The sequence below is a fragment of the Salipiger sp. D13 genome (genome assembly GCF_003703915.1).
Taxonomy (GTDB): domain Bacteria; phylum Pseudomonadota; class Alphaproteobacteria; order Rhodobacterales; family Rhodobacteraceae; genus Salipiger; species Salipiger profundus.
In genome coordinates this window covers 18,342-42,454 of sequence record NZ_ML112605.1, presented here as the reverse complement: position 1 = coordinate 42,454, position 24,113 = coordinate 18,342, and the positions used below count along the sequence as shown (strand labels likewise).

The 24,113-nt window shown below is 60.5% G+C and carries 24 protein-coding genes; 11 read left to right on the top strand and 13 right to left on the bottom strand.

The genetic code is table 11. The features are described 5' to 3' along the window. Nucleotide 1: 1 nt before the first annotated feature. Together D6860_RS16555 and glpD are read right to left on the bottom strand one after the other, a co-directional pair. A complete protein-coding gene (locus D6860_RS16555) occupies nucleotides 2-1,090 on the bottom strand; it encodes an ABC transporter ATP-binding protein (protein ID WP_076625777.1) in 1,089 nt (362 codons plus the stop codon). A gap of 31 nt (nucleotides 1,091-1,121) precedes the next feature. Then, the gene (gene glpD, locus D6860_RS16550) at nucleotides 1,122-2,714 is read right to left on the bottom strand and encodes a glycerol-3-phosphate dehydrogenase (protein ID WP_076625776.1); all 1,593 of its coding nucleotides are present in this window, start codon (nucleotides 2,712-2,714) and stop codon (nucleotides 1,122-1,124) included. 226 nt (nucleotides 2,715-2,940) lie between these two features. On the opposite strand from glpD, the gene D6860_RS16545 reads away from it, so the two are divergent. Beyond that, complete coding sequence (locus D6860_RS16545; RefSeq protein ID WP_076625775.1) at nucleotides 2,941-3,708, top strand: DeoR/GlpR family DNA-binding transcription regulator; 768 nt, start codon at nucleotides 2,941-2,943, stop codon at nucleotides 3,706-3,708. 6 nt (nucleotides 3,709-3,714) lie between these two features. Here D6860_RS16545 and D6860_RS16540 read toward each other — a convergent pair whose 3' ends face one another. Next, complete coding sequence (locus D6860_RS16540) at nucleotides 3,715-4,401, bottom strand: IS30 family transposase (protein ID WP_083697984.1); 687 nt, start codon at nucleotides 4,399-4,401, stop codon at nucleotides 3,715-3,717. 315 nt (nucleotides 4,402-4,716) lie between these two features. Next, entirely contained in the window at nucleotides 4,717-4,899 is a 183-nt protein-coding gene (locus tag D6860_RS16535; RefSeq protein ID WP_093412561.1) for a hypothetical protein, read from the bottom strand. Nucleotides 4,900-5,166: 267 nt separating this feature from the next. Between D6860_RS16535 and D6860_RS25525 the strand changes: the two genes are divergently transcribed. From D6860_RS25525 to D6860_RS16520, 3 genes are all read left to right on the top strand, one after another. Further along, nucleotides 5,167-5,667 (top strand): HigA family addiction module antitoxin, encoded by a 501-nt coding sequence (locus tag D6860_RS25525; protein WP_206512209.1) that lies wholly within the window; start codon nucleotides 5,167-5,169, stop codon nucleotides 5,665-5,667. 220 nt (nucleotides 5,668-5,887) lie between these two features. Next, nucleotides 5,888-6,550: a ParA family partition ATPase gene (gene parA / locus D6860_RS16525; protein WP_076625772.1), complete on the top strand. Its 663-nt coding sequence runs from the start codon at nucleotides 5,888-5,890 to the stop codon at nucleotides 6,548-6,550. Continuing rightward, the gene (locus D6860_RS16520) at nucleotides 6,540-6,749 is read left to right on the top strand and encodes a hypothetical protein (protein WP_076625771.1); all 210 of its coding nucleotides are present in this window, start codon (nucleotides 6,540-6,542) and stop codon (nucleotides 6,747-6,749) included. The genes parA and D6860_RS16520 overlap by 11 nt, the downstream gene beginning before the upstream one ends. Nucleotides 6,750-6,916: 167 nt before the next feature. On the opposite strand, the gene D6860_RS16515 is transcribed toward D6860_RS16520, so the two are convergent. Both D6860_RS16515 and D6860_RS16510 read right to left on the bottom strand, forming a co-directional pair. Further along, entirely contained in the window at nucleotides 6,917-7,168 is a 252-nt protein-coding gene (locus D6860_RS16515; protein WP_076625770.1) for a helix-turn-helix domain-containing protein, read from the bottom strand. A gap of 194 nt (nucleotides 7,169-7,362) precedes the next feature. Next, a complete protein-coding gene (locus tag D6860_RS16510; protein WP_076625769.1) occupies nucleotides 7,363-8,394 on the bottom strand; it encodes a replication initiator protein A in 1,032 nt (343 codons plus the stop codon). Between the two features lie 243 nt (nucleotides 8,395-8,637). On the opposite strand from D6860_RS16510, the gene D6860_RS25315 reads away from it, so the two are divergent. The 4 genes from D6860_RS25315 (at nucleotide 8,638) to D6860_RS16495 (ending at nucleotide 9,962) form a co-directional block, all read left to right on the top strand. Further along, the gene (locus D6860_RS25315; protein ID WP_157895898.1) at nucleotides 8,638-8,796 is read left to right on the top strand and encodes a hypothetical protein; all 159 of its coding nucleotides are present in this window, start codon (nucleotides 8,638-8,640) and stop codon (nucleotides 8,794-8,796) included. Between the two features lie 184 nt (nucleotides 8,797-8,980). After that, nucleotides 8,981-9,244, top strand: coding sequence for an AbrB/MazE/SpoVT family DNA-binding domain-containing protein (locus tag D6860_RS16505; protein WP_076625768.1), 264 nt, complete (start codon nucleotides 8,981-8,983; stop codon nucleotides 9,242-9,244). Further along, nucleotides 9,241-9,642 (top strand): type II toxin-antitoxin system VapC family toxin, encoded by a 402-nt coding sequence (locus tag D6860_RS16500; RefSeq protein WP_076625767.1) that lies wholly within the window; start codon nucleotides 9,241-9,243, stop codon nucleotides 9,640-9,642. The genes D6860_RS16505 and D6860_RS16500 overlap by 4 nt, the downstream gene beginning before the upstream one ends. 2 nt (nucleotides 9,643-9,644) lie before the next feature. Beyond that, nucleotides 9,645-9,962 (top strand): helix-turn-helix domain-containing transcriptional regulator, encoded by a 318-nt coding sequence (locus D6860_RS16495; protein ID WP_076625766.1) that lies wholly within the window; start codon nucleotides 9,645-9,647, stop codon nucleotides 9,960-9,962. A gap of 269 nt (nucleotides 9,963-10,231) precedes the next feature. On the opposite strand, the gene mobQ is transcribed toward D6860_RS16495, so the two are convergent. Both mobQ and D6860_RS16485 read right to left on the bottom strand, forming a co-directional pair. Then, entirely contained in the window at nucleotides 10,232-11,722 is a 1,491-nt protein-coding gene (gene mobQ, locus D6860_RS16490) for a MobQ family relaxase (RefSeq protein WP_157895897.1), read from the bottom strand. 589 nt (nucleotides 11,723-12,311) lie between these two features. Further along, complete coding sequence (locus D6860_RS16485; RefSeq protein ID WP_076625764.1) at nucleotides 12,312-13,562, bottom strand: transposase; 1,251 nt, start codon at nucleotides 13,560-13,562, stop codon at nucleotides 12,312-12,314. 247 nt (nucleotides 13,563-13,809) lie between these two features. Between D6860_RS16485 and D6860_RS26040 the strand changes: the two genes are divergently transcribed. Continuing rightward, entirely contained in the window at nucleotides 13,810-14,004 is a 195-nt protein-coding gene (locus D6860_RS26040) for a hypothetical protein (RefSeq protein WP_128549269.1), read from the top strand. A 626-nt stretch (nucleotides 14,005-14,630) separates the two neighbouring features. On the opposite strand, the gene D6860_RS16470 is transcribed toward D6860_RS26040, so the two are convergent. Continuing rightward, nucleotides 14,631-17,516, bottom strand: coding sequence for a Tn3 family transposase (locus D6860_RS16470; protein WP_076625762.1), 2,886 nt, complete (start codon nucleotides 17,514-17,516; stop codon nucleotides 14,631-14,633). 165 nt (nucleotides 17,517-17,681) lie between these two features. Here D6860_RS16470 and D6860_RS16465 point away from each other — a divergent pair, with 165 nt between their 5' ends. After that, nucleotides 17,682-18,269 carry a recombinase family protein gene (locus tag D6860_RS16465; protein WP_076625761.1) on the top strand — a complete coding sequence of 196 codons (588 nt, stop codon included), beginning with the start codon at nucleotides 17,682-17,684 and terminating at the stop codon, nucleotides 18,267-18,269. 65 nt (nucleotides 18,270-18,334) lie between these two features. Further along, nucleotides 18,335-18,565 (top strand): recombinase family protein, encoded by a 231-nt coding sequence (locus D6860_RS16460; RefSeq protein WP_229743378.1) that lies wholly within the window; start codon nucleotides 18,335-18,337, stop codon nucleotides 18,563-18,565. A gap of 62 nt (nucleotides 18,566-18,627) precedes the next feature. Here D6860_RS16460 and D6860_RS16455 read toward each other — a convergent pair whose 3' ends face one another. From D6860_RS16455 to D6860_RS16435, 4 genes are all read right to left on the bottom strand, one after another. After that, nucleotides 18,628-19,743, bottom strand: a complete 1,116-nt coding sequence (locus tag D6860_RS16455; protein ID WP_076625760.1) for a phospholipase D-like domain-containing protein — start codon at nucleotides 19,741-19,743, stop codon at nucleotides 18,628-18,630. Nucleotides 19,744-19,761: 18 nt separating this feature from the next. Further along, nucleotides 19,762-22,260 carry a DNA methyltransferase gene (locus D6860_RS16450; protein WP_128549268.1) on the bottom strand — a complete coding sequence of 833 codons (2,499 nt, stop codon included), beginning with the start codon at nucleotides 22,258-22,260 and terminating at the stop codon, nucleotides 19,762-19,764. A gap of 459 nt (nucleotides 22,261-22,719) precedes the next feature. Beyond that, on the bottom strand, nucleotides 22,720-23,019 hold the full coding sequence (locus D6860_RS16445; protein WP_083697982.1) for a ribbon-helix-helix protein, CopG family: 300 nt from the start codon (nucleotides 23,017-23,019) through the stop codon (nucleotides 22,720-22,722). A 413-nt stretch (nucleotides 23,020-23,432) separates the two neighbouring features. Then, entirely contained in the window at nucleotides 23,433-24,101 is a 669-nt protein-coding gene (locus D6860_RS16435; RefSeq protein ID WP_076625756.1) for a ParA family protein, read from the bottom strand. Nucleotides 24,102-24,113 lie beyond the last annotated feature (12 nt).

The following is a 24,113-nucleotide window of genomic DNA, read 5'->3' as shown; positions in this document are numbered from 1 at the left end:
TTCAGGCCGCGAGAGCATAGGCGGCAGGGGCGACCAGAGCGCCATCCTCGCCGAAGATGTAGACATGCCGGGCGTCGAGCCAGACATCGAGATCCGAGCCGATCGCAAGGTCATGCACCCCGTGGATGAGACCGACCCAGCGCTCGCCGTGGTGATCGAGATGCACGAAGGTTTCGGACCCAGTCAGCTCGGTCACCGAAAGCGTGGCGGTGAACTTCATCGCATCCGGCGCGTGGTTCCGGATTTCCAGATGGTTGGGGCGAAAGCCTGCGGTGTAGCGCCCATCGGGCAGCTCGGCGAGTTTGCCCCTGACTTCGGTGCTCTGACCGTCGCCGAACAACAGGCAGCCCCCGGTCTTGGAGACGGACAGAAAGTTCATCGGCGGATCAGAGAACACCCGCGCCGTGGTGGCGTCGACCGGCTGGCGGTACACGTGCGGCGTCGGACCGAACTGGGTGATGCGCCCCTCGTGCAGCGTGGCGACATTTCCGCCGAGCAGCAGCGCCTCTTCGGGCTCGGTCGTCGCATAGACGAAGATCGCCCCGGATTTCTCGAAGATCTTCGGGATCTCGACCCGCAGCTCCTCGCGCAGCTTGTAATCGAGGTTGGCCAGCGGCTCGTCGAGCAGCACAAGGCCCGCGTTCTTCACCAGCGCCCGCGCCAGCGCGCAACGCTGCTGCTGGCCGCCGGACAGCTCCAGAGGCTTGCGGTCCAGCATCGGCGTCAGCTTCATCAGCTCGGCGGACTCGCGCACCCGGGTGTCGATCTCGGATTTCGACACGCCCATCAGTTTCATTGGAGAGGCGATGTTGTCGTAGACCGTCATCGAGGGATAGTTGATGAACTGCTGGTAAACCATTGCAATGGCACGGTCCTGGACGCGCACGCCAGTTACGTCGGTGCCATCCCAGATGACGTTGCCACGGGTGGGCGCATCCAGCCCTGCCATTAGTCGCATCAGGGACGTCTTGCCCGACGTGGTCGGCCCCAGCAGCACGTTCATCGTGCCTTTTTCCAGCGTCAGGTCGGTGGGGTGGATATGCGTCTGCCCCTCCACGACCTTTGACACGCCCTTAAGTTCAAGCGTCATCCCTGTCCTCCCGTCATCGATCCGCGCAGCCTTATTCGGCTGCCGCGACCGCTGCCCTTTGATCTTCCATCCAGCTGTCCAAGGCCTGCACTTCCTCATTCGAAAGGCGCAACCCAAGCTTGTTTCTCCGCCACACGACGTCTTCGGCCGTGCGGGCATATTCCTGTGCCATCAGCCAGCGCACTTCGGCTTCGGTCAGAGTGGCACCGAAATCGCGTCCCATGTTAGCTGCCGTCGCGGCATCGCCCAGAATTTTTCGCGCCTCCGTGCCGTAGGCGCGGATCAGGCGCCGGGCCCAGCGGTCGTCCAGAAACGGATACCCGGCGATCAGATCGGCGATCAGACGCTCCACGTCCCATACGTCGAAGTCGCCGCCGGGCAGCGCCACGCCGGCCGTCCAGGGCGCAGTATCGCGCCCCAACGCAGCCGAGATCTTTTCAAGCGCGCTTTCGGCCAGCCGACGATAGGTGGTGATCTTGCCGCCAAAGACATTGAGTACCGGCGCCCCGGCAGTGTCGACCTTGAGTGTGTAATCGCGCGTGGCTGCGGTGGCGCTGCTGGCCCCGTCGTCATAAAGCGGGCGGACCCCGGAATAGGTCCAGACGATGTCGTCGCGGGTCATTTGCTGGCGGAAATACCCGTTGGCGAAGTCGATCAGGTATTGCTGTTCCTCGGGCGTACAGACCGGGCGCTGGTCAGGATCGGCGTGATCCTGATCGGTGGTGCCGATCAACGTGAAATCGGTCTCATAGGGGATCGCAAAGATGATCCGCCCGTCTTTGCCCTGGAAGAAATAACATTTGTCATGATCAGTCAGCCGCCCGGTCACGATATGGCTGCCGCGCACCAGCCGGACGCCTTCGCGCGAATTCAGACGAATGGTGCCCTGCAGCAGCTCCCCCACCCACGGCCCGCCTGCGTTCACCACCATGCGGCTGCGATGCCGGGTCCGCTGGCCTGTCACGACATCTTCGACCTCGATCGTCCAGTGATCGGCGCTGCGGTCGGCGGACAGGACCTTAGCGCGGGTCAGGATCTGCGCGCCGCGCGCTTCCGCATCGCGGGCGTTCAACACGACAAGGCGCGAGTCCTCGATCCAGCAGTCGGAATATTCGTAAGCAGTTTCAAAGTGATCCTGCAACGGCACACCTTCAGGCGTGCCCTTCAGCGACAGCGTCGCCGTGCCCGGCAGGATCTTGCGACCGCCCAGCGTGTCATACAGGAACAGGCCCAGGCGGATCAGCCATGCCGGACGCCGCCCCTTCATCCAGGGCATGACGGTGGACAACAGCCTCGACGTGGGTGTGGCGCTCTCGAACCGCATGTCGCGGTGATAGGGCAGCACGAAGCGCATGGGCCAGGAGATATGCGGCATGGCCTGCAGCAGGACTTCCCGTTCGATCAGCGCTTCGCGCACAAGGCGGAATTCGAAGAACTCAAGATAGCGCAGGCCGCCATGGAACAGCTTGGTCGAAGCCGACGACGTGGCAGAGGCGAGGTCGCTCATCTCGGCCAGGGTGACGGACAGGCCGCGCCCGGCCGCATCCCGTGCGATCCCGCAGCCATTGATACCGCCCCCGATCACGAAAATATCGACGATGTCAGTCTGGTCCTCGGTCCCCAAAGATTCCTCCTCACGCTGGCGTGACAGTCTTCTGAGCCAAAAGAAACAGAAACGCAATTATAAATTTTCGCCTATGTTCCTTTTTGCGCTATCGTGCGAGAAGCGAACATTGCGACACGTCCGAGGCAATCAGCGTATCGGCGCCGCCAGCCCCGCGCGTCTGAGCGCCCACTTGCGCCGGACGGGGTCGCATGTCAGCTTTTGGCACGATCACCAGAAGGTCCCGATGTCCCAAAGTTTCCGCCATCCCGAAATCCTCGAAATCGCGCGCCGCGACGGTAAGGTCACGGTAGAAGAGCTGGCGCAGCACTTTGGCGTGACACTGCAGACGATCCGCCGCGATCTGTCGGACCTGGCCGAGGGCGGTCAGCTTGAGCGGGTGTATGGTGGGGCGATCCTGTCTTCCGGCACGGCGAACATTCGGTACGAAGAACGCCGCAACCTGCACCCCGAAGCCAAGGCGGCCATCGCACGCGCCTGTGCCGCGCGGATCCCCAACGACATTTCCCTGTTCCTCAGCATCGGGACCAGCACCGAAGCCGTGGCTCAGGAACTTCTGAACCATCGCAACCTGTTGGTGGTCACGAACAACATGAATGTCGCGTCGATCCTGGCCATGAACCCGGAGTGCGAGGTCGTCGTGACAGGCGGCAGTTTGCGGCGGTTGGACGGTGGGCTGATCGGAAGTCTGGCCACCGACACGATCCGCCAGTTCAAGTTCGACCTGTCGGTAATCGGCTGCTCGGCCATCGACCCCGATGGCGATCTTCTCGACTTTGACGTGCAGGAAGTGGGTGTGAGCAAGGCGATCCTGCAACATTCGCGCCGGACGTTTCTCGTGTCGGATCGGTCCAAGTTCCAGCGCACCGCCCCGGTGCGGATCGCGTCCCTGTCAGAGCTTGACGTGTTCATTACGGATGCCGCGCTGCCGACCGGACTGGCGCGGGCCTGCCGCGACTGGAGTACGGAAATCGACGTGGTGCAGGGGGGCTGAGCGCCGTCAGAGCGCGCCTCGACTGTCAGTCTTGATTGCGCCGGGGCTCCTTTGCGTTAGTCCAGCTGAGGAGAGTCGGGGTGTTTTGTTGAGCTGGTCGCAGAGTTGCTTCAGCTCGAGCTCCGTCATGGCCGCGACGTCGCGCTGCCTTGGAAGCCAGCGCCGAAGCCGGCGGTTGGTGTTCTCGACTGTGCCTTTCTGCCAGGGCGAGGAGGGGTCGCAGAACCAGGTCTGGGTTCCGAGCTGGGCCTGCAGGTGCGGCCATGACACGAACTCCGTGCCGCGGTCGAAGGTGATGGATCTGCGGCCCGCCACGGGCAGATCCCGCACCGCCTTCACGATCTTGGTCATAACCGGTTTCGTGCGCCTGTTCGCGTTCTTCAGCAGCACCGTGAAGCGGCTGACGCGTTCGACGAGAGAGGTGACGTTGGTCTGGCCAAGCGATTGTTTGAACAGCATCAAATCGCCTTCCCAGTGCCCGAATTCCCTGCGGTGTGCGACGTTGTCCGGGCGAAACAGGATGCTGACATCACGGTCGAATTTCGGAGCCCGGCGTTTCCGGGCCCGGCGCGGCCGGCGGGCCTTGCGGTGCTCGGGCAGGTACCGGGTCGTTTGCGGGAGAGTGTGAAATCCTACGCTAAGCTGACAGCGGTCGTTCGTGCAGCGCGCGGCGAAGGTCGGCTTCGAGCCCATTCTGTTGAAAAACTCGGTTAGTAGGCTCCGGCGCCCCGAATGCTGGGAAAGTGTTCCAGCTTCGCGCTCCTCCGGGCTGAATTTCAGTGTCTCATGTCCCCCAGAAGAACAACGTTCTGCGTTTCAGCCTGCTGAGGATTGCCTGGAGAGTTTCTCAACAGAATAAGCCCTTTGCGGACTCAGAAAGACGAGATCCTCCAACAAAAAAACCCTCGCGTTGGTGCCGCGAGGGTTTCAAGGTAGGAGAGTGCGGTCGCACCCGGACCTGTATCTACGCACGATCCGGGGCCGCCCCAAACTAAAATCGTGGGGATGTCACTCCTTCCGTTCGAGCAGTGACAGCACCTCGTTCACTGCCGGGGAAGGTGAGGCCGCAACCTCGAACTCCTCGGGCATCTGGCCGACGCCGATGAAGGTGATGACCACCTCGTGGTCCGGGATGTCGAAGGCTGCGCGGAGCCGCTTGTCTTGCTCGCAATCCTCGGACCAGTTGAGCATGCAGGTGCCCAAGCCTCCCGCGTGCAAGGCTTCAGAGGTGATGCAGGCCTGTCAGCTTAACGTCACCACCATGCGAAGGAGGTACAGCGGTGGCCGCCAAGGTGAAGCCCACCGTTATTTCCTGCCAAGCCAGATGAACCTGATTTGAGTAATTGAGTAAATGCGCAGAGAAGTGATGCGCAACATGTATTCAATTGCGAGGCCCGGCTAAGCCGAGCAGATGAGCAATGTTGCGAGCGTGATGGTCTGCATTCGAAGCCTACTTCTATGACCGCTGGCTTTATCGTAGAGCTGGGAGTGCCGCCCGAGAAGCTGGCCGGGGCCGTTCCAGCGGTCCGCATAGCGGCCCGCCGGAACCTTTCCGGCCCCTTGACCGCGCCGCCGCCCACGCCGTCCTTCGGACGCCATCCCGCGCCCGGTGAACCGGTGGCAGGATGGTTTCAGCTTAGGTGGGCGGTCGCGCAGTCAACCAGCTTCCGCACCATCGGCACTCCGGTCCGAAACGTGTTATCGGAGGATATGACATATCGCCATCCTCACCGTCGCCCGACGCATCCGGGCAAACTGCTCCGTGAAGACGTGATCCCCGCGACCGGCAAGTCGAGGGCCGAGATCGCTCGGCTCCTCGGTGTCTCGCGCCAGTACCTCTATGATATCCTGTCCGAGAAGGAACCGATTAGTTCTGCCATGGCCGTTCGGATCGGCAAACTGTTCGGTAATGGCCCAAGTTTCTGGATCAGGATGCAGGGCGCCTACGACCGTTTCTGAGTCAGCGGTACGTTTCGAGGATCAACCCTGACAACACCATCATGCGGCCCCGGTTTGTGGATGAGCGGATCGCGCTCGCGAGGGCAAAGCCCTTAGCACTCTTCATCCCTAGGTGACAAATGTGTGATTGAGTAATTGAGTGAAATCATATATGAGTAATTGAGTAAACACGCAGCGGCGAGGTGCTCGCGTAACATGTGTCCAATCCAGAGGCCGAGCTATGCCGATCTTATCTCTCTTGAACCCCAAAGGGGGCAGCGGAAAGACAACCCTCAGTACCAATCTGGCGCGGTCGTTCCATGAACGCGGCGAGCGCGTGTTGTTGGTCGACAGCGACCCTCAGGGCAGCGCCCGTGACTGGCACGCCGCCAACGACAGCAATCCCTTGCCCTTGATCGCGCTCGACCGCCCCAACAACGTCAAGACGCTCAGCAGCATGTCGACCAGCTACGACTGGACGATCATCGACGGCGCTGCCAAGCTCGAAGACATGATTGCCGCTGCGATCAAGGTGTCCGACCTTATCCTTATTCCGGTGCAGCCTTCGCCTTACGATATCTGGGCCGCGTCCGATCTGGTCGATTTTGTCAAAGCCCGTCAGGAGGTGACCGACGGCATCCCCCGCGCCGCCTTCATCATCACACGGATGATCGAGGGGACCCGGCTTGGCCAAGAGGTCACTGCCGCCCTCGGCGAATATGGTTTCCCGGTCCTCACCACCCGCATCACGCAACGCCAGATCTACCCGCAAACCGCCTCAGAAGGTTTGAGCGTGTTTGACGGTCTGAACACCAAGGCCGTCGCTGAGATGCAAGCGCTCACCAACGACATCCTCACATGGGCAGCCGCTGATACCGCGAAGGAGAGCATCAATGGCGCTTAGTGCGAAACGTCCCACCCGCGCCGACACCACTCGCCAGCGGCTCATGGAGAAAGTCACCGATACGACTGAGCGTAAGAAGCGGCTCAACGCCGAAATCGAGGAGAGTCTGTATCGCCGAATTAAGACGCGGGCGGCCGAAGAAGGTCTCACTATCTCTGAGATCACTCGACGTCTCTGGATTGAGTATTTGAGTAAATGAGTTAATACTCAGAAGGTTGATTTTGGGGGCGTGAGGCTGTGCAAATCACAGGAAGTATGTTATAAATAATATTGTGGAGCCCCGAAGTTCTCGGGGTTGGAAACTTTCTCAGTTTCGTTGAGCCCTGCCCGGCGCGGGGTCGAGCCCGGTAACTTAGGTTGCCGGGTTTATCTTTTGGCGGTGTTCATCATGGCCTCCAAGGCATCGATGGAGAACAGTTCAGTTTTGCCGCGTGTCAGATCGGAGACACGGGGCTGGGTGGCGCCCAGCCGCTTGGCTGCCTCGGTCTGGGACCAGCCCTCAGCCTTGATGCGGTTGTCGATGGCCTGCATCAGGGCAGACCGAACCTTCATATTGTCGGCCTCTTCCGGGGTGCTTTCGATGGCATCCCAGACGCTGGAGAACTGTTCGCTGTTCACGTCTTCATCCCTACCCATAGGTCCTATGCAAAAGAAGAAGCGGTTTCGGCCTTGGTTTTAAACCATAGGTAACCGATCCCGATGAGTGCCAGAGCAAACGCGATTCCGCTGCGAGTGCGCTGCCCACTTCTCCGTGCTTAATCTCATTTTTGAGTATTTAAGTAATAACTCATTTACTCAAATATATGTCGCTCTTACGGCCTACCTTCCCGTTCGAACCATTTTCGACAAAATCCAGCAAACGCACGATCTGGACTCTTCGGAGCCTCAGCGTGGCTTTCAGCCATCCACCTACGCCACTCTTGCTCAAGGACATACACATCCCAGCCGGGGGCTGCTTTTCGGGCTTTGTCGTAACCTTCCGAGGTGAGAGTATACGTGGGTGACGGCAGCCTATTGTGAGGCGCCATAGTCTGACGATTATGGAACCAAAGGACATCCTTGGCCGCGTCATAGGTTACCGAATAGTCTGGCAGGTGATTGGTCTCGATCAGTTCGCGGACCCGGTATCGGAACATTTTCAAAGGCCCCGTCGATCCACACTTCAAATGAAGCTTATCGAGGCTGACGCCCCACTTGCGTTGGTGGCCACAATGCTTGCGCCCAACCTCATAGACACGCCTTTCAAGTGGCTTTCGTAGGCGGAAATAATCCGGGGCCAGCGTGAGTACTTCCTGCGCCAGGACTGCGTTGAACAGCCACTCTGACAACGTCACCCCCCACTCAAGTACTCTCCCCGAGGACGAGGACCGCCTGATGGTTGCACCATCTATCAACCCGAACGCCGACCATTGTTCTTCCCCGTTGGTCTTGATGTTTGTTCTGATCCTAGTCCCGTCTAGTCTGGACAGCGCTCCCTTCAGTGAATCGTAGGCGGAACCATTGGTTCGACGGTTGCTGAAAACGAGAAAATCGTAGGCCGTGAAACTCACGTATCGCGAGATTTGATGACCTTCGTTCCGTAGCTTCATCAGCTTGCTGATCGCGTAGATCAAAACGTCCTTGTCGTAGATCGTTGCGATGCCGTGCGTGCCGGGTTCGATTACTAAGGAGACGTTTCCAGCTTTGTAGCGACGGACCTTGTAGTCCGGTGTCTTCGACATCGAGAAGATCGGATGTTCCATCGAGGCCATGTCGCTCTTGAGGACCGCATCAGCAACTTCACAGATGAAGAGCTCTGCTTGTGGATGTCTGTCCGGGAGAAGAAGCTCGCCGTCTTTCGCCATATCAGTGACTCTCTGTTGGATTTCACCCTACTTTTTCGCCATATCAGTGACCGCACAAGCCCTTTTCGCCCTATCAGTGACCGACATGGCAGAAGCTTCTGAAATTCCTAGGAGATTTCCGATTTTTGAAGTTCTTGATTTCATACAAGAAATCGCAATCGGATTGCGCAATCCGATTGCGATTGCTGCTTGCGCTTGCATGTCATGCAAGCGTACCGCGCAAGCTTTCCGACGGACTTTTCAATGACCGAGATTGACTTTTCAGTGACCAACCTTCGCCATAACAGAAACCGGCATCATGCTTTTTTATTTTATAATCAATATCTTGATGTGTATTTTTCTGGCGTAACACCTTCTATAACACATATTTTAACACTCAATCCGCCAGCCTTAAGGCCGTGAGAAGGCCTCATCTCCTCATCCCAAACCAATCCTCTTATGGACATTGAAACGGAGAGATGAGCCAGCCCCGGCCCGCTCTCTACAAACAGGGCCGTAGGGCCGGGGCTGGCGGCAGTGAAGGTTGTAAAATTCCGCAGCATGATGTATATGCACAGGCATATACATGTGAGCAGGAGGGGTGATCATGCCGCATCCGCACCCAGATTCAGCGCCTCGTGAAGCCAAGCTCTTCCGTAACAACAAAAGCCAAGCCGTCCGTATCCCCGCAGACTTCGAGATGCCGGGGGATCGGGTGAACATCTATCGTGAGGGAAACCGGCTTATCATCGAGCCGGTGCGCCGCAAGAACCTGCTTGAAGTGCTGGCCGGACTGGACCCGCTTGGGCCAGAAGATCAGTTTCCTGATGTGGACGAGACGCTTCTTCCGGCCAAGGAAATCGACCTTTGACCCGCTACATGCTCGACACCAATATCATCTCCAATCTGCTGCGACGTCCTGACGGCAGTGCGGCAAAGCGTATTGGCGAGGTCGGGCCAGATGCGATCTGCGTGAGCATCATCACAGCCGCAGAGCTGCGGTATGGGTGCGCCAAGAAAGGGTCCGCGAAACTCCTGGCGCATGTGGAAGCGATACTGGAAAGCGTGCAGGTTCTGGCGCTCGATGTGCCTGCTGACGCGGAGTATGGCGGCATTCGTGCCGAGCTTGAGACCGCTAGCAAGCCCATTGGGCCGAACGATCTGTTGATCGCAGCTCATGCCCGCGCCATAGGCGCAGTCCTCGTGACTGACAACACCGGCGAGTTTTCCCGCGTTCGCGGCCTCCGGGTTGAAAACTGGATCAGGTAGCCATGGCCATCGAAACCAAACCATTCGACTCTGCTGAATATCTACGTGATCCCGAGAGCCGGGCGGAATTTCTGCGGGATGCCCTCGAAACCGGCGATGCCGCGTTCATAACTCACGCCAAGGACATGATCGCGCGCGCGGCTGCGGCTCAGAGCGATCTGGATGGCAGCGTGATTGCGCAGGTTCTGGAGGCGGGCCTACTCGCCCGCTACGGCCGTCACGATCCGGAGGGCCTAAGCTGGGCACGGCGAGCGATCCGCGAAGAGCTGCTGCGCCGGGGCTGGACGCTCGCGCCGTACACGTACCCCGATGACGACTGACACCGAAACTGATCTCCACGAGCTTGCCGCGCGTCTCGGCCGAGAGGTCGTGATCGAGGAGTTTGGCGTGTACCTCCTAAGCCGATCCGGGGCGGATGATGAGCGTATTGGCCAGACCCCCGAGGATGCTCGCCGCGCCCTTCTACGGCGTGTTCGAAGGAGACAAGCAGCGTCGGCGCAGAGAACAGACCAGCCCAACTAACAGCTTCAATCAGCAATCGCTTGCAGCAAGCGCAATCCGAAATCGGACATGCTTGCCGAAGCCGATTTCATGATGGTCGAGGCCCGGGGGTAGGGGGCAGCGGCTTCGTCTCCCCCGCGCTGCTGTCGCCGCCTTTGCTCTGGGGGGTCGGAGTCGCGCGTTGCTCAGTCCTGATCAGTTCGGCCACGATCTCGACGACATGCCGAACTGTCCTGACTATCCACTCTGGCAAAAACTCGGCCATTCGACGCTGCGTCGTCTGCCATCCGTCGATGCGCAGGCTCGTGCTCAAACCTCGCATAGAGTGCGTCATGTGATCGTGCCGGTCGTCTAGCTCGCCATCCTTTTCAAAAACTTCCTCAACCGCTCTTAGCGCCGCGACCGATTTTCCAATCGTGGCGTGGGTGGCGCGCGGGTCTGAAAGGTCGATACCGGGCAGTGCCTGCGCCAGCTCGTTGGCCGCATTCCATTTCGGGTCCGGGTCATAGGCGAGCATGGCAGCGGCGGTGACACGAATTCTGGCGAAACTCTGGTGTTTCAACCCCTCGAAAAGCGCCATAGCGGCAGCCTCCTGCGCGTCTTGCAGTTCGCGGGAAGCACGCTCTTCTTCCTCGGCTTTTGCCTGCTCAGCCTCTCTGAGCCGGGCTGCGGCGATCTCTGCTTCGAGAGCTGCCTCCATGGCGTCGGCACGCTCTTCGGCCTCGACGCGACTTTGCACTGCCGCTTTCCACGCCGCGACATCCTCCCGCCACTTGTTTAGGGCGGGTTTGTTGTCCACCTTGCCGAGATAATCCGGGATCGGCAGGCCGCGCGACAGCGCGCGATAGGGCGTCCGAGGCAGGTGTGGCCGAGGTGTGTAGTTCAATCGCTCGGCAGCGATTTCGAGCCGCCGCTGCTCGATCCGGTCCGGAGTTGCCTCCGCCCGGTCCAGCAACTCCTGACGGCGGGCGGCGAGCGGACGACGATCCATCCGCACTGCCGCGCCCTCGGCCGCAAGAGCCTCGTTACAGGCCGCTTCCCACGCGGTCTTCCACTCATCCAAAAGCTCATTGCGGTTCCAGTCCCGGTGCTTCTTTCCGAACCCGTCGGGTGTCAGTTCGCGCATGGTGAGCATGACATGGGCGTGAAAGTTGCGGTTGTCGCCCTCGCGCCCTGGCCCGTGCAGTGCGATGTCCGCGACCATTCCAGCGCTCACGAAGTGGCGCTGGCAGAAGTCCCAAACCAGCTTTTCGCGTGCCTGGGCCGAGAGCGCGGCGGGTAGGCTGATCTCGATTTCGCGCGCGAGCTGGGCGTCTTTCCTGTTCTCTTTCCTTTCGATCTCGGTCCAGAGCGTGGCGCGATCCTGTAGGCGGTCGAGCCACTGCCAGCTTTCTGATGCCGAGGGTGGCGGGGGCACCAGAATTCGGGTCGCCAGCACGTTTTGCTTCCGTGTGAAGTCGAAGGTCACGTCGCCGAATGCCAGCGCTTCGCCTGCCCGATAGGCGGCCGCCGCCACGGCGTTCCGGCCTTTCGACCGCTTCAGAATCTTGGACGGAAAGTGGATGCTCTGAACTTCCATGTGGTTCTCCATGCGCGAGGCGCGCCAGCGCCGACCCCTCAACCTTTCCCTGAACGGAGCATAGCCGTCAGGCGGAGGGAAGTGAAGGGTCCACCTATACATTGAGTGCCTCAATGTGTGGACGAGGAGCCGCTGCGCTCTCCCTCGACCCTCCCGCGCTTTCGGTGCCGGCCTTCGGCCACCATCTGCGCGGGCGTTTGCAACCCCTGCGGGGCCAGCACGCCCTTACGCCCTCCGGGCCTGCGCGCACTTGCGACCTCTCCGAGGCCAGCGTGCTTGCTAAGCCGCCTCTGGCGGCTGCACCCTCTTCCTCCCCTGCCCTATGAGGGGCGATGTCGGTCGGGGGTGCGCGGCCCTTCATCCCGCATTATTCGCCGAGCCGGCTCGGCGGCGCGCTGGAGGCGGGTTGAAGCCGTTCTTGCCGGCTTCTGGGCACCAGCTTGTTGCCGATGAGAGCTACGCATCCCGGTTTGGTTGAGAGAGTGGACGAGACGACATCCTTTGGATGATTTCGCCCTTTGGATCGGCCACGACTTCTGGCCGCCCCTGGGCGTTCATTCTGTCGGCGGCATCTGCAACTTGCTCGCGATTATGGGTCGGCCCCGCGTAGCATCTGGATCTGCGGCCAGATGGCGGCCCAGTAGGGCGCGGCCGTTGCGGCAAGTATCAAGGTCATGCGCCGGGCTGAGATGATGAGACGAGCGCCGGCGCGCAGCACGCGTTCCCGCAGGCGGCGCAGGCTCCAAGGGGCTTTCGTGGCGCGCGCCATGGCCCGGCGCGCCACGTGCATGATCTGGTAGGCGAGCATGGCGACGAGCAACCGGACTTCGTTGCAGGCGAAGGCATCGATGGGGGGCGTGACCGATTTCGGCGTCTTGCCGCGCAGATGGGTCTTGGCGCGATTGGTGGAGGACAGCGCTGGAGACAGCACGTCCATCAGCTCGCCCATGTGGCCTTCTGCTTTGCCGCGCTGGCGATAATGGTCCAGCAGGGCCTGCCCCTTCATCTGGAAGCGCGAGATCGAGGTGACGAGGAAGAAGCGGTCGAGCAGCAGATCGCCCTCGCGCTCCTTGACTACCAGCACCACACGGCGGGGCTCGTCCCAGCCCTGCGCCTGGTATTCCAGCTCATGCGTCCAAAGCCGCGGTTCCGTCGGCCGTCGTCCCGGCGGTCGCTTCATGTGCGGCGCCGCGAGCCTGTCGAGGGCTGCGTTCGCCCGCAGGCGGGCGACGTGGTGGATGCCGCGCCCCTCCAGGCCCGACAGGAGCGCGCCAGAGGGGAAGCCTGCATCGATGCGCACGGTCGTGATCTTGCACAGGCTGGCCTCGGCCCGATCGACGACGTCGAGAATGACGTCCAGCGTCATGCGAGTGCGCCGCTGCCCGCCATTCTCGGCGCGCAGGTTCCGACCGGCGAGTTCGAGGGCAGCCTCCCGCAGAACCTTCAGGTTGCCTGGCTCCGCCAGCATCGCTGTGCAACGCGAAAGCGTGGGCTGAGAGGCCAGCCCAGGGTGCCCAGTCAGCGGCGTCAGCCCGGCCGACGAGGCGGCCGCCACACGCATCGCTGGATCATGCCGCAGGGCATCCGCATCGTCGTGGTCCTGCCAACCCTGAGCGACCAGGAGCACCATGGTCCGCAAGAGCGACGGCAGGTCATGCACGACATCGGCTTGGCGGCGGCTGTCCTTCATCCGCGCCGCCATCCAGCCGATAATCCCGGTCGCGTCGAGAGCTTCTCGCAGCAGTACTGCCCCAGGATCGCCCGTCAGGCGCTCGGCGCGAGTTTCGATCGAAAGAGAGCGGTTGAATCCGGCCGTGACCGGCCGTAGCGTTTCACCCATGCGTGCGTCCGAAGCTGCTGGCGGATTTTGGTGTAGCAACTTGATTCTACGGCGCTTTCAGGCGCACGCAACCTGCCCCCATCGATTTGGATGAATAAACCGGGATGATGGTACACCAACCGCGGCAACGATCCGGCGCGCGTTTGGTCCGGATGTCGAACTGATCATTCCGCCGCCGAGGAACGGCGTTCCCGGGGAGTGCGCCGCACGCAATGCCCATATCGAGATAATCGCCGAGGGCGGCCGAATGACCTGGCAGAAGGTCACAGGTTATGGCCAGAGATCACGCGTCGAGGCCCAGATCGGGCGTTACAAACAGGTCATCGGGCCTCGACTGCGCGGCCGCAAAATGGAGACCCAGACAGCCGAAACCAGAATCGCTGTCAAAGTCCTCAACCGCATGACCCGTCTTGGTCGTGCAGCCTATGAGCGTGTCGCATAACGAACCGGGGAAAGGGGAAAATGCGGCCCGAGTGTTAGTCATGCAACGCGGTCTCTACGATGCACGGGGCTATTCACAGCTCGCCCGAACTGGCTGGTTCACTGCGGTGCATGTCCGCAGCGAAGAGGCCGACCGGCTGAGGTGCCTTGTCGCGGCACGTGAAAGATTGATCCGGTCGCGCAAGGACCTCGAAGGTCACATCCGTGGCGTCCTCAAAACCTTCGGCATCCGTATGATCGGCATTGGCCAGGGGCGANTTCGGCATCCGTATGATCGGCATTGGCCAGGGGCGACAGAGGCAGGCGTTCCGCGATCAACTGGCGGCAGCGGGCGAGACCGACCCAGTTCTGGGGGCCATGGCCAATGCCTTCATCGTTACCCGTGCCAAGCTGTGCCAAGTGGCGGAAGACTTGGACAAGGCGGTGAAGAAAACGGCCAAGGCCCATCCTGTTGCGCGTCGCCTAATGACAATCCCCGGTGTTGGTCCTGCGCCGGGATCCTGTGGATGGTGGCCTGACTGCAATGACCTTCGGCCCCGGTGTCGATGGACCGTCCGATCTGGTCGACATGCCTGGCCTTCGGAGCCTCTGGAAGGGGGCTGATGCCGGAGGGGGCAGGATCCTACGTTAAGCCCTTTTCGGCCACTTGTATTCGCCAGTGAGCAGGACATGGGCCCAACCGAGGGGCGAGATGTGCGCCAGAAGGTTCGGCGAACAGTCCAGGCCTTCGCGGCGGCGGCTGGCGACGGCCTGGCCGAGATGCTTGGTGTTCCAGTAGATGACGATCGCGGCAAGAAGGTTCAGCCCGGCCATGCGGAAGTGCTGGGCTTCGGAGGTGCGGTCCCTGATCTCGCCCTGGCGGCCGATGCGGAGAGCGTTCTTCAGCGCGTGGTGGGCTTCGCCCTTGTTCAGGCCGATCTGGGCGCGGCGCTGCATGCCGGCATCAAGCAGCCAGTCGATGATGAAGAGCGTCCGTTCGACCCGTCCGATTTCCCGCAAGGCGACCGCCAGTTCATGTTGCCTCGGGTAGGACGCGAACTTCCGCAGGAGTTGGCTCGGCGGGATGGCTCCTGACGCCATGGTCGCCACGCTGCGCAGGATATCGGGCCAGTTCGCGGCGATGAGGGACTGCCTGATCTTGCCGCCGATCAGCCCTTTCAGCTCTTTCGGGCAGGCGGCCGGATCGAAGAGGTAGAGGCGCTTGGATGGCAGGTCGCGGATGCGGGGGATGAACTGGAAGCCCAGCAGGGCGGTGACGGCGAAGACGTGGTCGGTGAAGCCGCCAGTATCGGCATATTGCTCCCGGATCTTCTGCCCGGCGCTGGTCATCAGCAGGCCATCGAGGATGTAGGGCGCTTCGTTCACGGTAGCCGGGATGGTCTGTGTGGCGAAGGGACCGAACTGGTCGGAGACATGGGTGTAGGCTTTCAGCCCGGGCTCATGGCCGTACTTGGCGTTGATCAGATTCATCGCCTCGCCCTGGCGTGTCGTCGGGAAGAACTGCCCGTCGCTCGATGCGGTCTGTCCGGCGCCCCAGAACTGCGCCATCGGCAGTGCCGACTGCCCGTCGATCACCATGGCCAGGGCGCGGGCCATCGCCTCGCTTTCGACATGCCAGCGCGACAGGCGGGAAAGCTGGAAGAAGTCGTGCGTGTTCGTGGCCCCGGCCATCTTGCTGAGGCCGAGATTCAGCCCCTCGGCAAGCAACACGTTCAGCAGGCCGATCCGGTCCCTGCACGGCGCGCCGGTGCGCAGATGCGTAAAGGCCTCGGTGAAGCCAACCTCCGCATCCACTTCGAGCAGGAGATCGGTGACCCTGACTTCCGGCAGGCGGCCATAGAGGTCGAGCACCAAGGCGTCGGCTTCCTCGGGAACCGCCGCAGCCAGCCGGTCGATTTTCAAGGTGCCGTCCTCGATGGAGCCTCCCGGCATGGTCCCGGCCCTAGCCGCACGCGCCAGGCGATGCAGGGCGTCAGCCATTCGGGCTTTGCGGTCGGCCAGCCAGGTTTCCGGCTCGAACGGCATGGCCAGCCTCGGCGTGGCGCGGGCGACGTCGACCGGGACCAGCGCTTCCTTCAGGTCGCCATACCTGCGCGAATGCGCCAGCCAGATATCACCGGAACGGAAGGCTTCGCGCAGATGGAACAGGACCGCGACCTCCCATATCCGGTGCTCATCTTCGCCATCCAGGTGGCGGTGCCACTTCGAGGCGCGGCGCAGAAAGGTCAGCGGCCGGACGTCTGGTGTCGCCGTGCCCGCGATGACCGCGCTTGCCGCCAGCAGCGGCTCCGCCACGGGCGCGGCACAGATGTCGAGTACCCGCAGCATGCGCGGCGCATAACGCCGGAAGCGATGATATCCGTGACCGACATGCGCCAGCGGATCAGCGGCAAACGTGTCGGTCAGTTGAGCGGCCGTGGCGACAAGCCCCTTGAGGGATATCCAGCCGCCGGCATTGCCGACGGCCTCTTCGAGAGAGGCCCGATCCTCATGCGCTTCCAGGAGCGCCGCTCCCAATGTCCTGAAGGATTGCAGGGTGTCCTTCAGCGCCGATCTGGCATCGTCCATCCGGGCGTCACATCGTGACTTCGCCTCGCGCCAGGTCTTGCCCACGATGCGGTCATGGGTCTCGACGACAGCGTCAGCAATGGCGCAGCGCCATTCCAGCGCGCAGACCGCAAGGATGGTGAGGCGGCGGTCACCCGAGATATCCCTCAGATCGCCTGCGAAGTATCGCTCTCCCTGCCGACGAAGGCGGGCAACGCGGTGTGGCGGCACATCCGCCAGAATGCCCCGGTCCAGCGCCAGCGCGCGCAGGTATTCCAGCCGGTCCAGAAGGCGGTTCATGTCGGCCGAATTCTGCCCGGTTTCGAACTGGCGCAGCCAGACGAACCGCGTGACCGAGCCGCCCGCATCTTCGGTCAGGAGGGCATCGAGACGTGCTCGCATGGCATCGTCCAGCCGGCCACCGATCCGGGCGTCGATCCGGCGCTCGGCCGCGACAAGCGCCTCCGCGCAAAGCCGCTCGATGACCGTGATCCCCGGGAAGATGGTCTGGGTTGCCCGGCACTGCTCGACGAAGCGCCGTGCCAGATCCTCGTTCGACCGGGCGGCTTCGGCGGCATCCTCAAGCCATATTTTCAGGTCACGTGCCCCACGGCCCGCGAACATCTTGTAGCCATAGATCTCGCGCAAGGCGGCCAGGTGCTCATGCCGGGTCTCTTCCCGGGTCGCATACCCGGCCAGATCGTCAGGCCTCATCCCGAGCTGCGCTGCCAGAAAGCGCGTGACCGCCAGCGGAATGACCTCGCCCGGCGCCAGCAGCCGCCCCGGATACCGAAGCGCGCAGAGCTGCAGGGCGAAACCGAAGCGGTTGTGCGGACGACGACGGGCGCGGACGATCTCCAGATCGTCGTCTGCCAGCGTGTAGTGGCGCAGCATCGACGCGTCATCGGTCGGCAGGTCGAACAATGCCGCCCTTTGCCGGGCGGTCAGGATGCTGCGTCTTGGCATGGCGACCTTTCAGGAAATCGCGGTGGACGACCGTCCGTAAGGGGATCGGTGAGCGGACATGTGTCGAGAGGGTTGGGAGCGGTAAGGAAACCGCACTCCATCCTATCTCGTATAGATGGTACGATTTGATTCGCACATGCCGCCCCTTATCCGTACACTCGCTACATGACCGTGACCAAAATTGGCTATGCCCGCTGCTCCACCGACCGTCAGGACCTGACAGCGCAACGTGCTGCCCTTGCAGAGCTTGGGGTCACCGTAGACCGCATCTACACGGACCATGGCCTGACCGGCACGAACCGCGCCCGCCCCGGTCTCGACCAAGCGCTTGCTGCTGTGCGAGAAGGCGACGTGCTGGTCGTGCCGAAACTCGATCGCCTTGCGCGCTCGGTCCCGGACGCACGGGCCATCGCGGATCAGTTGGAAAAGAAGGGCGTCAAGCTTGCCCTCGGCGCATCGGTCTACGATCCGACCGACCCGATGGGAAAGATGTTCTTCAACATCCTCGCCACCTTCGCCGAGTTCGAGGCCGACCTCATCCGCATGCGTACCCGCGAAGGTATGGCCATCGCCCGAGCCAGGGGCAAGCTTCGGGGAAAGCAGCCGAAACTCTCGGAAAAACAACAAAAAGAACTGAGCCGGATGCACGCCTCCGGCGAATATTCCATCAGCGATCTCGCTGAGCTCTTTGCCGTCTCAAGACCGACCGTCTACAGGACGCTGCAGCGAAATCCGGCCAAAACTCAGCCTTAGCGTAGGATTCTGCCCCCTCCGGCATCAGACCCCATATTGACACGACGACGCCGGCGGGCCGTCTCGTGTTTCATGTCTTCGCCTCAATCGCCCAGTTTGAGCGCGAGAGGATTTCGGAACGGACCAGGGAAGGACTGGCTTCAGCCCGCAAACGAGGTCGGATTGGTGGCAGGCCCCCTGCCCTGTCAGCAGCACAGAAGGTGGAGGTGCTTCGCATGCGCGATGAAGAGAGCCGCGCAATCAATGAGATTGCGCGGCTCTTCAAAGTTAGCGAAAGAACGGTGCGCCGCGTATAGAGTTCTTGCGCTTGGTCATAGCTCAAGCGCTTAGAGCGATATGAACGCTCGAGAGATCGATCTTAGATATATCTCCACCATGTTGCTCTAGAGGCGTCGCTGATACTGGTTTGTGTGTCGCCCGTGCTAAACCCGGCATCTAGAATTGCTTTGATTTGGTTGCCTTTAGGGGTTCCGATGTCGTGCACTTCGTAGACAACACCTGCCGAGGTCTTCTCGAAGCGTGCATAGGTGTCCGTGTGGTGCCGAAGCTCAGGAATTTCGAGCTTGATCGTGTTTGGGTTTCCGTGCGCCTGAGCTGGGTTAATCCCATGCGTCACTCCAGATTGCGCACTGACAACATTTGTCACACCTTTGAGGAAGGTGCCTGCCACTCGAAACGGAATCTGAGTCTGCGTGCCACGCGCCTTACGAAGACGCATCAAGACAACTGTGCCCATAGGGGCTGCCGCTGTCGGCTGTGCCGTGGAGGTTGGCTGCGTTGATGAAGCGACCGTGGCGGCTCCTGTCGTGGTAACAGCCGGTTTGGCTGGAGCAGAATAAGACCGCGTACCAAATAGTTTGGCGGCTGCTCCACCTCCTGGCTTGGTTCCTGACCTCTTGGGTGGTCGAGTGTTCGCCTCATCCTTCACATATCCTTCCGAATACAGTAAATTTAGGAAGGGTTGGTCGAGACGAACGGCAAGGTCTGTTGAGGTGTCGCGCCAAGACGCCAGCGCATCCACAGCATCCACGATCACGTTGTCCGTCAGTTTGGTATCGAGCTGAAGCCCCGCCTCTACGTTGGTATAAAGCCCGGCAGCGGTAAGGTTGTTCGATCCAACGATCAGCCTGGCTTCTTCCTCGTTGCGAAACAGATAAAGCTTCGGATGGAATACACTGCCTGCCTCGTTGTGATAGACGTAGGTTTCGCTGGCACCGTGCGCTTCGAGATCAAGAAGCGCTTGTAACCCCTCCTTTGAAGTATTCTGCAAATCGATCCCGACTATGAAGCAAAGCTGTCCACCATGCCCGAGGAACCGGGCGAGGGCATCGGAGAGATAGGCCATGCCCGTCGCGCGCACCCAAGCGACTGCGATATCCAAGCTATCCCAGAAAGGCTCTATTCCCGTTTTGGAATCGATGTGTTTGAGCAACTCCGTACCAAACCGTATCGACAATGGCTGGTTGTAAAACATAGGTGCCTCTCCAGATGCCTACATCTCGACCATTGGCATGTGGTGCTCGTCGTTCTCTCCGTTTGGTGCAAAAGGTATAACCTGTTCAATCCCGTCCATAAGATCGCTGTATTGTTTGACCTTCGGACCCTTTGTTTTGGTCAGGGCAGGCTTTGCGAAGATCAGAACGTACTCATGGACATTCTTGAATAGGAAGTTTGGTGGGTAAGGATAGCTGCCAAAGATAGGACGCTGCGCCCCAAAGGAGCCCCATTTGCCGCCTGTGCCATCCTTCGACCAGATGATCTCGTTGATCATGACGAACCCGAGGCTGCGCAGCAGCACGGCAAAGTCTGTCGCCAACGGGAATGTCAACAGACCCTTGTCGGTGTGTTGGTTGACGTTTGCGGTCACGAGGCAAATCTTCCGACCCGGCGCGAGGACGCGGTAGCACTCTTGAAAGACCGGTCGAATGCCGTCGAGAAACTCCCGATAGTTCGTGATGTTCCCGAGGTTATTCCCGCCGTCGCCATAGTCGGCCTTGTCCCAATAAGGGGGGCTAGTGACGACCAGACCGACACTGTCGTCGGGAAGGAAGCTCATGTTCCGGCTGTCACCCTTGACTGCCTCAAGAGGAACAAAATCATCGGCATGCCCATTGCGGAGTTTGGCGCATTCAGTCTGGATGATGTTCACATACTCAGGGTTCTGATCAACGCATATAGCGCGACGACCTAACGGGATCGCTGCGCGCGCAGTCGTGCCGGTCCCGGCGAAAGGATCAAGCACACTTTCTCCGTAGAAGCTGAACAGCTTGGTAAGCCGATGGGGAATTTCCTCAGGGAACACTGCTGGGTGATCAGGGCGCGCCTTATTAGCAATTGACCACACCGTCTTGGTGTACTCGCGCCACTCTTCCTTTGTGAGGATACTTTTATCTTTGATTTCTTGTGGAATTTTCTTGGTCATGCTCGATTTTCCCTTGGTTGTTCTTTTCGCAGGCGGCAGCAAACGCGCTTCTGCGATACAGTTTGTGAAATGGTGCAGCTCGTCTGCGAACGACGCATCAAGTCCAAGTGACTCCAACAGTAGGCAGTCAACTTCGCGTCGAAGGGCATCGGCATGTGCCGCCGAAAATGTATAGGAAACCCTACCCCGATTGACGCTTCGGATCGGATGTTTCCGCGCCTGGTTCCAGATGGCATCGCCTAGCGTGGCCAACTGCTTGTGAAGGGAACCGGCCAAAGCAGATCGCCCGATGGGCAACCGCGAAAGATTCCCCTGGTTCACGTGAAATCCATCGCCCACAACTGACCACCACCAGTATGCGAACCGGCTGGACAACACCGCAAATGCTGCAGCCGCGTCTTCAGCGGTTTCCCCTTCCAATCGCATCAATGGATGCGTGGACAGCGCCTCGCCGCTTGCCGTTTTCAGTGGAAATGGGCGCGATACTCCAAGGAAGTTGTAGGCCGTTGGGCTGACATAGACCTCGCTGGAAGCGCCACCTGGTGCCTGGTCAAGAGTTGTCCTTCCCCATGAAGAGACAAGATGACCCAGGCAAACCCGCTCTCGCTGAACACGTTCCCAAACCTTTGCTTGGTCAACGCCATGGAGCTTGGGGATGCCTGAACGAATACCCCCCTGAATGGGTGTGAAATCGATCCTTTGGAGCATCGCAGCACGGTCATCCCCGCGCCATCTCCGCAGCGGGCCGGTCTCGATGCGTGTGGCAGTGCGACCACGTCGCCAGAACAGGATCGCATTTCTCGTTTTCACATCTTCTCCGAAAAGCGCGTGCGGCTGCCGGTCGAAGAACGAGAAACGCCAAGTACCAAGCTGCTGCTCCATCAGAGAGCGGCATGCGGCAAATTGCGAACCCGTATTGCAGGCGAGTGAAAGCGGCACAACCATAGCCCCTGACGCAGACTTCGCCGCCAGTTGCATCATCTGCTCTATGAACACCGGATACAGATCAGCGGTATGCCGAGGTTTGGCGGCTATAGTTGCAAATCGCGCTGTGAGTTCTGCCATGTCCCGGCGCGCTCCAATGGCCGCGTAGGGCGGATTACCCAGCACCACATCGAAACCGTCTGAACACTCGGGAAAGAGCACATCCAGGTGCATGCGGTCACTTCGCTCCGGCGAGCGCATCTCCCGATCGATCAGCAGTGTATCGAATTGCTTCAACCGATCTCGCAACGCCTGCCACGCAGCGAGTGGGGAACCCATTACCGTGAGCGCGTCATTGAACGTGTCGGCCAAAAGCACGCTGGCGGCACCATCAAGCGCAACAGGGTCAATGTCGCAGCCGAAGAGGCTTCGACGTGCCATCTGGAAGCCGTTCTCTGCCGGGCTTCTCAACCGCAGCTCCGCTAGTGCGGCCCGGAGAAACACGCCCGTTCCAACCGCTGGGTCCAGTACCTTGATCGAATCCAACTGCTTCGTGTTTCGGATGGCCTCGCGTGCCATGAACGCGGCCACATCGCTCGGCGTGTAGAAGACACCAGCCGCTTTCTTCGTCGTTCGCGCCTTCATCGTTGAGGGGTCGCGCCGCACGCTAAGCCGTGACCCTGGGCCGTGAGTTTCGAGGATGTAGGGCAAGAGAGCGTGGAGGCCGGGCTTCGTAGCTACACATTCCAAGGCTCTCCTGTGCCATGTGTCTTGCACCTGCCAGAAATCGCGCTCGCTCTCGGTGTGAGGCCGCCCAATGAACCAAGAGAGGCTTTCTTCCAGCGTTGGGTTAGAGACGAACCGTCCGCTGATTCTGGCTAGGAACCATGCAGACACAGAAAGCCACGCTGCGCGTTCGAAGCGACCAGAACCGACAGCATTCAGAAGGGGAGCAATGTGCTCGGGTGATTTGGCGAACGCCTTGTGCAATCCCGCAACTACTGTCCGGCTCGGCCCTGCGATTTCTTCCACTACTGTCGAAAGCACGTAGCCCCGGCGAGGCACACCATGCTCTATGCATCTCTCTTTAGAGCACGTCTCCACTTATCTACTCCGCGCGGCGTGCGAAGCTGCGTGCAGACTGCCGCTCTCTTCTGATTTTTCGGCCAGATAACCCGCCACGGCATCCCGAATGACCCATGCAAGCGACACACGCTGACGCTGGGCAATTTCTTCGAGCTGCGATATGTCTGCTTCGTCGATCATGGCAGTGACACGGCGCTTAGGCATGCTGTCAGTCTCGCTCTGAATTTCCACAACCTGTTCCTTCCGTGCTTCACTCTGCATCAAATTGATGAGGACAGCTACCACATTTGGTAAATGCGTTGGAAGCTGATACCGCATGCGGCGTGCCGCGCCACAGATTTGCAGGGTTTGACGCTGTCGGTGTGGCTAGTTATCGCCTTGGATGTGGAAAGGTTCGGTTAACTATGGAGTTAGCACTCGGGCCGCCAAAGTTGGGCGCTCCGCCTCTCGTAGCCAGCTTCACAGGATAAGGTTACCCCTGCTGATACTGTTCCCACATCCGCTCAATTAGTTGACCTTGCGTAACTCCCAACCTTTCGGCTTCAGCCGCGATCGCCTCCCCTACCCCAGGGAGAACCTTTGGGTGAAGTTGCCAGGTTCGTGGGCTAGGTTTACGCCCAGGCTTCTTGCGGGGCGTCCGGTCGAGAAACCCCCTCGCCTCTCCAACTTCGTCTACGCGCCGGACTTCTTCAACGGTCGTCCCTTTTGGACGGGCTTTCAGCCCAGCAAGCCTATTTGAGCCGCTCATAAACAGCCTCCGTGAATGCCTGAGCGTTTGCCAACGCCTTATCTACCTTGCCACCCGTAACCATCTCCGGGTCATTCATCATCGCTGTCAGATCACCCCCATAGGCAAAGAGTTCCGAGAACGCTGCGCGCGCGACCAGCGACGGTTCGATCACGTCGATCCCTGCCCCGTTGAGTTGTTCTTCCAACTCCTTCTGGACACGGCTTTTGACGGCTGCGCTGGTCTTGGTCAGCACCACAGCATGCCGGATTGACCGCCCAAGCGCTTCTTCTTCTTCCCGAACCAACGCCAACGCTTCAGAGCCGATCTCTGCGTCCAGCGCTGTCGGCTGCATCGGGACAATCACCAAATCCGCCTGGGAGATGGCGCGACTGACGAGCTGGGAGGCAACCCCTTCGAGGTCCACAATCACGATCTTGCCGTCACCATCCGCGCTCCGGATGGTCGGAACGATCTCTGACCGACCAACATCGCTCTTCAAGGTCACACCGGAAGGTGCGCCATGAGATGCCCACCGGGTAAGAGATTTGTTCGGGTCACAATCAAGCACTGTGACATCTGCGCCCATGCGGGCGAACTCAGACGCCAGAAGAACGGCGCATGTCGATTTTCCAACCCCACCTTTGGGGCTTGCCATAACGATGACGGGCATTGCTCGATCCTG

Bases quoted from the DNA above. Each gene is read 5' to 3' on its own strand.
- D6860_RS16555 (WP_076625777.1), bottom strand. From the start codon at position 1,090: ATGACGCTTGAACTTAAGGGCGTGTCAAAGGTCGTGGAGGGGCAGACG.
- D6860_RS16545 (WP_076625775.1), top strand. From the start codon at position 2,941: ATGTCCCAAAGTTTCCGCCATCCCGAAATCCTCGAAATCGCGCGCCGC.
- D6860_RS16540 (WP_083697984.1), bottom strand. From the start codon at position 4,401: ATGGGCTCGAAGCCGACCTTCGCCGCGCGCTGCACGAACGACCGCTGT.
- D6860_RS16535 (WP_093412561.1), bottom strand. From the start codon at position 4,899: ATGCTCAACTGGTCCGAGGATTGCGAGCAAGACAAGCGGCTCCGCGCA.
- D6860_RS25525 (WP_206512209.1), top strand. From the start codon at position 5,167: ATGACCGCTGGCTTTATCGTAGAGCTGGGAGTGCCGCCCGAGAAGCTG.
- parA (WP_076625772.1), top strand. From the start codon at position 5,888: ATGCCGATCTTATCTCTCTTGAACCCCAAAGGGGGCAGCGGAAAGACA.
- D6860_RS16520 (WP_076625771.1), top strand. From the start codon at position 6,540: ATGGCGCTTAGTGCGAAACGTCCCACCCGCGCCGACACCACTCGCCAG.
- D6860_RS16510 (WP_076625769.1), bottom strand. From the start codon at position 8,394: ATGGCGAAAGACGGCGAGCTTCTTCTCCCGGACAGACATCCACAAGCA.
- D6860_RS25315 (WP_157895898.1), top strand. From the start codon at position 8,638: ATGACCGAGATTGACTTTTCAGTGACCAACCTTCGCCATAACAGAAAC.
- D6860_RS16505 (WP_076625768.1), top strand. From the start codon at position 8,981: ATGCCGCATCCGCACCCAGATTCAGCGCCTCGTGAAGCCAAGCTCTTC.
- D6860_RS16495 (WP_076625766.1), top strand. From the start codon at position 9,645: ATGGCCATCGAAACCAAACCATTCGACTCTGCTGAATATCTACGTGAT.
- mobQ (WP_157895897.1), bottom strand. From the start codon at position 11,722: ATGGAAGTTCAGAGCATCCACTTTCCGTCCAAGATTCTGAAGCGGTCG.
- D6860_RS16485 (WP_076625764.1), bottom strand. From the start codon at position 13,562: ATGGGTGAAACGCTACGGCCGGTCACGGCCGGATTCAACCGCTCTCTT.
- D6860_RS26040 (WP_128549269.1), top strand. From the start codon at position 13,810: ATGACCTGGCAGAAGGTCACAGGTTATGGCCAGAGATCACGCGTCGAG.
- D6860_RS16470 (WP_076625762.1), bottom strand. From the start codon at position 17,516: ATGCCAAGACGCAGCATCCTGACCGCCCGGCAAAGGGCGGCATTGTTC.
- D6860_RS16465 (WP_076625761.1), top strand. From the start codon at position 17,682: ATGACCGTGACCAAAATTGGCTATGCCCGCTGCTCCACCGACCGTCAG.
- D6860_RS16455 (WP_076625760.1), bottom strand. From the start codon at position 19,743: ATGTTTTACAACCAGCCATTGTCGATACGGTTTGGTACGGAGTTGCTC.
- D6860_RS16450 (WP_128549268.1), bottom strand. From the start codon at position 22,260: ATGAAGGCGCGAACGACGAAGAAAGCGGCTGGTGTCTTCTACACGCCG.
- D6860_RS16445 (WP_083697982.1), bottom strand. From the start codon at position 23,019: ATGCGGTATCAGCTTCCAACGCATTTACCAAATGTGGTAGCTGTCCTC.
- D6860_RS16435 (WP_076625756.1), bottom strand. From the start codon at position 24,101: ATGCCCGTCATCGTTATGGCAAGCCCCAAAGGTGGGGTTGGAAAATCG.